The organism is Waterburya sp. (assembly GCF_058530065.1).
This window is the reverse complement of the sequence record NZ_JBZNBU010000210.1, coordinates 1-6,968: the sequence shown is the minus strand read 5'-3', so window position 1 is coordinate 6,968 and position 6,968 is coordinate 1. Positions and strand designations below refer to the sequence as shown.

Below are 6,968 nucleotides of genomic sequence, written 5' to 3'. Positions count from 1 at the left end.
TTAGTTTGAAGATTTTCTGTTTATAATCAGAAGTAAAAAATGATCGGTTCGGGTTTACTAAAGCTGTCTCAATCTCATCTCAATCTTCTTAGTCTTTGTCCCGCCAAATTTCAGCAAGTTTATTTAGATTGTCTGGGTTCGATTCCCGATCCCAAACAACAAGAAAGTATGCAATGGGGGAGTCGCTTCCACTTGTTGATGCAGCAACGGGAACTAGCCTTGCCGATCGAATCTCTATTAGAGAGCGACGAGGGTTTAGATACTTCAGTTAAAGACTTAGTTGAAGCAGTTCCAGAACTCTTTAAACCCCAACCCGATTTATGGCGAGAAGCAGAGCATTGTCGCACTTTAGGTTATGGGGACTTTATACTAACGGTGATTTACGATCTTTTGGTAGCGGGAAAAGATAAGGCAGTAATCTTTGATTGGAAAACCTATCGTCAACCTCAAAAACGCAACCATTTAGCGAGTAATTGGCAAACTAGACTCTATTTATATGTATTGGTAGAAACATCCGAATATCTTCCCGAACAAATTCAGATGACTTACTGGTTTGTTGGATCTGGCAAGCCTAAAAGTTTGACTTTCACTTACAACCAAACTCTTCACCAACAAACAGAACGAGATCTAACCGATTTAATGGGACAACTGGCAACATGGCTGCAAAACTATCAAGAGAATGGAATTGATTTCCCCCACAGACCAGATTGCGAACAAAAATGTCCTTATTTTGAATTATTAGCTCAAGAAATTACTACCCCCAAAGATCCTAAAGAATTGTTAGATGCGATCGCTGGTATTGAAGAGATTCCCATTTAGTTTAAATAACGTCAGACAAAATGTAGGGTGGACATCGCGAAATCTTGGAGGCGGGAAAATTAATCGAGCAGTGGGTAGCGGCTAGCAAAACTCAACAATAAAATAGTAAAGAGATGGAGATCTACACCATGCAATATCGTAGAGCCAAAAATCCAGGTAGTATCCTTCTTCTGTCACTTGCCGAAAATTGAATTACAAGAGAAGAAAATCCTATAAGCTGTGAGGTAGAGAGGGTAATGGATGTAGAGTTACAGATTCTCAAACATTTAAAGTGATCGCCAAAAGCAACAGTGTCTGCTTTGTCTTAACTAGCGTTGAGTTTGAGGGCAAAATTGAAGAAGTTTATCAAGAAGTAGATTTTGCTTCAGCAGAGGAAAGATCGGGAAACCAATAATGCGATCGTTCGGCTACGCGCAGCGCGATCGCTTTTGCTGCTGTACATCCTGTCAAAATGCTTTTGGCTTATTTCAATTGATACTGAAGAACGGTGGCACTCACCGCGATCGCATTTGAGCTTTTATTGTTAAGTAACCAGATCGCAGTCGGGACAATCAATCGCCTGCTCTGTATTGGCAATGTGAGGATTTACCGTACATTTGAGACGATAATCGTTAGTAAAAAAACGACAATTGCTACAGGGAATTTGGTGCATTCTTTTGGCTACAGCTAAAATATCCCAAACAAAATTCACCAAACTCCAACCGATAATACCCAATAAAGAATATCCAACAATCGCCCGCAGTGGAGGAGCTAGTGGCTTTAAGACAATGGCAACATCAAAAGCGAATTGCAACACGGCTAGTAGATTAAATCTATTTAGTTTATAGGTGTTTATTATGACATAGATTAATTTACCAAATCAAAATTCTAAGGAAGAAAAATAGATTAAAGATTAGCTTTAATTACTTGGAACATTTGCATGATTTGCTGCTTATTAAATACTTTTAATAAAGCTAGTGCTGCTCCTTTAGGATCTTTAGGAATAGCAATTGTATCTCCAGTTCCAGAAGCAGTACCACCTGCAGTGGCAGCTAACTGTTGTAAATTTTTGCTAGGAACTAGTTTGTTTATTTGACCAGAATCTAGATAATCTCCAGCTTGTTTGACTTCTTTGATAACTACTTGAGCAATAGTATTGTAGGGATATTTCTTGTTGGTAATTGCTTTTTGAGTAGTAACCACCAAGGTTTGCCAATTTGCTTCGTTAGGAGCAATTTCTCCTAGCTTATTACAAGCAAGATGTAATTTCTGACGGCTTTCGGGAGAATCTGGCTGCTTGAATTGTTGCAGCATTTGTTTGAGGATAGCAGTAACTTGTTGGCTAACGCTGGCTTCATCTGCCACTCCACCAGATAGCAATTGTTGGAGATATTTATCTAAAACTGCAAAATTAGATTCTGCCTGTGCCAAAATTTCTACAGCATCACTATCGCTAAAATCGGCAGAATTTTCCAAACGTTCGATCAAATCTTGGAGATGATCGTATCCATTTAAAAATAGAGTTTCTAATTTTTGATCGACATCAACTGGATTGTCTTTAAGAATTTTAAAAGAATCTTCTAAACGGTGTGCGGTCTTTTGAATGCTGGTATATCCCAACATGGCTGCACCACCTTTAACCGAATGAGCGGCTCGAAACATTTCATTAACAGTTTCTGCATCGCGAACGGATGTAGCTAGCTGTAAAATACCTTGTTCTAAAGTTTGTAGGTGTTCTTTAGCTTCTTCTATAAAGTACCCTAGAATCCTTTGCTGATTAGCTGTGTCCAAAGCCTATATCTCCCGTTTCTTCTAACTTAGTAAAAGTGTATATATAAAGCCATATATAAACACAAGTTTATCCCAGACTACTTAAATTGGGTAGTTGATTTTCCAGATTAAATGAATGACCATCTCGATTTAACCAAAAGGCATTGATGCCTATATTTTTTGCTCCTAGATAATCTTCTTTTTTGCTATCTCCAATATGCCACGCTTTTTCAGCTAAGACACCATGTTTTTTTAAAGCAATATCAAAAATATCTCGCTCTGGTTTAGCAGAACCTACCAGGGAAGAGATAGTGATAGTAGTAAAAAAAGACTCTAAATCGAGAACTTTTAGTATATTTATTAAGCGACTGTCAAAATTAGAAATTACTCCTAAAGGAATTTGTTGTTGCTGCCAATGTTGCAAACAAGGAAGAACATCGGAATAGATATACCAAGGTTCTTTAGTACCAAAATAATGATAAAGCTCTCTAAAAAAATCCGTAAAATTACTGAAACGGGATAGTTTTTTTGCTCGATCAAAAGTGTTTTGAACTACATTTTTCCACCAAATAAATTCTAATTCGGCAATTGTCTCTCCCTCAGAATTATGAAAAGCAAGACTGGGGGCAGATTGATAACTCTCCAGAAAAGCATTATTCAAACTCATGGCATCAGTTTTTACACCATAATTCAAAGCGAATTCTTGATATATTTCACCTACACTTTTTTTTAAACCGAATAAAGTCCCCATGGCATCAAAAAAAATAACTTCAGGTAGGGAATCGTCAGATAATTGGGTTTTCATTATTATTTTAAAAAAATTAATTAAAATGAGCTTCTACTTGTTGTCGAGTCATCTCAGTAAGTTCTGCGATCGCTTGGGGTATGCGTTGTCGATTATTGTGCCAGTATTCCCTAACATCAATGGGCGTAGCAATTTTAACTTTAACTCGACGCATTCCTTTCCCTCTAGGACGATCTATTTGAAATACTTCTCGTTCTAATCTATCTAAAGTAGCCAAGAATCTTTCGGGGGTTGGTTTCTGGGCAACATAGCCGTCATAAATAGCATCGAAGTTTAGCAAGCGAATGGTAGTTAGTTCAATCTGTAGATAATCTAGATTCGACTCTGGTTTAGATTCTTTTAAATCTGCCAAGATTGCTTGAATTTTATAAACTCGTTCGCGGTTGGGTAATTGTGTGGCAGTGGCGATATTTAACTTGTCTTCGCAATAATTTAAAAGCTGCTGTTTCAAGTTGGCAATTCTTTGATTCCAATTATCTAGCTCGTTAGGAACAATTTGATATTCTGCTTCTATATTGGCTAAAACCTGACCCGCTACAGCCCTCAAACGGTTATAAAAATCTGTGGTAGTAGGTTCGATCCCCAAAGCTGTTTCTAAATCTTGCAGACTTCTTGCTATTTGGCGATCGCTATTTTGAGGATATAAATATTGAATGCTCACAGGAACAAAATATAAATCTGACGTAGCATTATCTTGCTTGCTTAATTTTGCCAGAGTTTTAAAAGCTAGTTCTACCGCCCCCGTACGAAAAGGCATTACCGTATCGTTTTGATAGGAACAACCCCCTTCGGGAAACATCACTAATTTACACTTAGATTGCTGGAGTATTTTTAAGGTTTGCACTATACTAGAGCGATCGCCCACTCCCCGACGAAGAGAATAAGCACCTACAGCTTGCATCAGCCAGCCGATGATTCCTTGAAAAGCTTCATAAGCAACGATGTAGTGGAATAATTGTCCCAAACGAGCAGAAAGGAGAAACATCACCAAACCATCATCTAAATTAGAATGATTGGGTAAGTATACTACTCGTTTATCTTCGATCGCTTTTAAGACAGCCAGATCGCGATCGCTAACCTCTAGTTTTATTTGATAGGCAAAGTAAGCCACTAGGTAAAAAATACTTTGAATCAAACGAGTTAATAAAGGATTTTGCTTGGGGGGCAAAAATTTGGCATTGGACATTTAACATTTATCATTAAACGTTGAACATTAAACATCCTACCTTTCCTCAGAAACAATCTAGTAGACAGAGGCATAAATAAAGCTACTATTCGAGATCGCCTTATAGCCCGTCAATTAATACTTATTACTTATTACTCATTACTTAAGCGCAGCAGTACTAAGAAGATAATAACTCTACTATGGGTTGAGTAATCCAGTTTAAACCTACTGTCAGTTGATGCTTGAGGGTGGGCAAACGGTAGAGATAGATCAAGCGACGGGCGATATATGCCATAGGACCGTCTAATTTTAGTCCCAAACCGTTGATAGTGGCGTTATCCGTACCTAAAGTCATCATTTCTCCTAAAGCTTGATAGCGGAAAGATAATAAGGGGCGGTTAGTAATTGAAGCCCAGATATTCCAAGCACAATAGTCGGATTGTTGAAAAGCGACTTGGGCTGTAGCGGGGAGTGGGTTGCGGTTTTCATCGTAGCAGTCTGCGACATCTCCCAAAGCATAAATATCGTCTCTTCCTTCAACCAAAAGGGTTGGTTCTATTTTGAGCAAACCTTTTTCGTTTTTAGGTAAAGGCAGATCTTCAACTAAACCAGCTACTCGATTGCCCACAGTCCAAAGTACCAAATCTACAGGAATGGTATCGGTTTGTCCTTTGTAAATTAGAGAGATACTATCGGATTCGACTTTCTCGACTTCGGTTTCGAGATCCTGCCAGATTTTATTTTTTTCTAGAGCTTTAATAGCAGTTTCCCGATTGTATTCCGAACTATGTTTGAGAATTTTGTTCCCGCGATCGATAATCCGAATGCGTCCTTTTTCGCCCAAGCGATCTGCTAACTTACAGGCTAATTCCACTCCACTGTAGCCACCGCCAACAACAGCTACCCTAATTTTTTCGGGATTAGCTTCTTCTAACAGTCTCAATTCTTCTTGCAAGCGATAGGCATGATCTAAGGTACGAAATGGTATCGCGTATTCTTTTGCCCCAGGCACTATATCTACAGGGGTTTTGCCTCCAGCAGCTAAGACTAATTTGTCGTATTCAATGATTTTTTCATCTGCCAAAGAAACTTGCTTGGCTTCCACATCAATACCAGTCACACTTCCCTGGTGAAAGATAACTCCTGTATTGGCTAACAATTCCGCAAAGGGAGGAGCAATTTCCCAACTCTGCATCTCTTCTGTAATCAACTCATACAACAAAGGCGAAAATAAAAAGCGATCGCTTTTGTCTATGAGAGTTATTTCTGGTTTTTGGTCGTAAGCCCAAGGAAATTCACTAAGACGCAAAGCGGTATACAAACCACCAAAGCCCCCACCAATAATGCAAATTCGCGATTTTTTACTCATAACAGTTTTTTATATCTTGCGCCAAGGAGTCTACTGTTTTAATTTTAGCTAAGTCTGGAGGGTAAAGGGATGAAGGGTAGGTAGTAGGTAGTAGGTTGCTACGCTTTCCACATTTATTTGTTGCCTGGTATTTTAGTATAGATTTTTCCTAGCTTCTCAAATTGTCCATTATTAAAGTTTCGCGTCGATCGCACCAAGTAGCTGGTAGTTTATTTTTTCCCACAATTAATGCCATAAGACTACCGACAATCGCGCAAATTGTATCTCTATCTCCTAAAGCTGCAACGGAACGCCAGAGAGTATCTGGAAAATCACCGTTACTATTTGCTACAAACCACAGAGCAATAGGAACGGTATCATAAGAACAAAGAGTAGAACCGTTACCTAAAAGAGAAATTACATAATCCAAACGAGAATCACCAGAAATGTTAATAGCTCTTTGAATTCTCGATCGCGTATCTCCTTGAGGAGTGTGTTTAATAACTGTTGCTAACAATTGTTCTGAATCAGAAGATAGCAATCCTAGTCTTTGTCTGACACAATAAGCCGCCGCTACAGCAACGGCGATCGTTCCCCCTAGTGCGTCAGGATGGGCGTGGGTGACTTCACAAGAAGCCTTAGCCTCCTCAATAACCCTTTGATAGTCATCATAGAAATAAGCTCCAATGGGGGCTACTCTCATCGCTCCACCATTGCCCATCGAACCCATCCCTGAAAAAGCATTGAGAGATAATTGTTGACCATCAGCACCTTCGTTTATTTCCCGAAAAGTTCTAGCTGCATTGCTGCCATAACCCCGATTTGGTGCTTCTAGATATCGTCGAACGAAGGATTGAATTAGATAATCGCGATCGATACGTTGAAACTTATCTAAAGTTTCCACAACACTAATTCCCATTACTGTATCGTCAGTATATAGCCAAGGCTTTTCTGGTAGCTGACGAGCTTCGATTAAAGCGATCGCTTTACGTTGTTCAATAAAAAAATTTTGTCCAAAACTATCTCCCAGGGATAGCCCTTCAAGAGATAAGATTGCTAGATCTAATCTTTCCTGATGATTC

General features: G+C 39.0%; 7 protein-coding genes. 1 reads left to right on the top strand and 6 read right to left on the bottom strand.

What is annotated here, in order from left to right:
• Positions 1-39 precede the first annotated feature (39 nt).
• The gene (locus tag AC33VI_RS12960; RefSeq protein WP_491782684.1) at positions 40-819 is read left to right on the top strand and encodes a PD-(D/E)XK nuclease family protein; all 780 of its coding nucleotides are present in this window, start codon (positions 40-42) and stop codon (positions 817-819) included.
• 523 nt (positions 820-1,342) lie between these two features.
• On the opposite strand, the gene AC33VI_RS12955 is transcribed toward AC33VI_RS12960, so the two are convergent.
• From AC33VI_RS12955 to AC33VI_RS12930, 6 genes are all read right to left on the bottom strand, one after another.
• Positions 1,343-1,615 carry a hypothetical protein gene (locus AC33VI_RS12955; RefSeq protein WP_491782683.1) on the bottom strand — a complete coding sequence of 91 codons (273 nt, stop codon included), beginning with the start codon at positions 1,613-1,615 and terminating at the stop codon, positions 1,343-1,345.
• Between the two features lie 89 nt (positions 1,616-1,704).
• Positions 1,705-2,589, bottom strand: coding sequence for an Hpt domain-containing protein (locus AC33VI_RS12950; RefSeq protein ID WP_491782682.1), 885 nt, complete (start codon positions 2,587-2,589; stop codon positions 1,705-1,707).
• A gap of 67 nt (positions 2,590-2,656) precedes the next feature.
• Positions 2,657-3,373, bottom strand: coding sequence for an HAD-IA family hydrolase (locus AC33VI_RS12945; RefSeq protein ID WP_491782681.1), 717 nt, complete (start codon positions 3,371-3,373; stop codon positions 2,657-2,659).
• A gap of 16 nt (positions 3,374-3,389) precedes the next feature.
• Positions 3,390-4,559, bottom strand: a complete 1,170-nt coding sequence (locus tag AC33VI_RS12940) for a 1-acyl-sn-glycerol-3-phosphate acyltransferase (RefSeq protein ID WP_491782680.1) — start codon at positions 4,557-4,559, stop codon at positions 3,390-3,392.
• Positions 4,560-4,716: 157 nt separating this feature from the next.
• On the bottom strand, positions 4,717-5,907 hold the full coding sequence (locus AC33VI_RS12935) for an NAD(P)/FAD-dependent oxidoreductase (RefSeq protein ID WP_491782679.1): 1,191 nt from the start codon (positions 5,905-5,907) through the stop codon (positions 4,717-4,719).
• Positions 5,908-6,055: 148 nt separating this feature from the next.
• Positions 6,056-6,968, bottom strand: a 913-nt coding sequence (locus tag AC33VI_RS12930; RefSeq protein WP_491782678.1) for an ADP-ribosylglycohydrolase family protein, incomplete at its 5' end; no start/stop codon positions are given.

Coding starts and splice junctions, on each gene's coding strand:
- AC33VI_RS12960 (WP_491782684.1), top strand. CDS start 40: ATGATCGGTTCGGGTTTACTAAAGCTGTCTCAATCTCATCTCAATCTT.
- AC33VI_RS12935 (WP_491782679.1), bottom strand. CDS start 5,907: ATGAGTAAAAAATCGCGAATTTGCATTATTGGTGGGGGCTTTGGTGGT.
- AC33VI_RS12945 (WP_491782681.1), bottom strand. CDS start 3,373: ATGAAAACCCAATTATCTGACGATTCCCTACCTGAAGTTATTTTTTTT.
- AC33VI_RS12940 (WP_491782680.1), bottom strand. CDS start 4,559: ATGTCCAATGCCAAATTTTTGCCCCCCAAGCAAAATCCTTTATTAACT.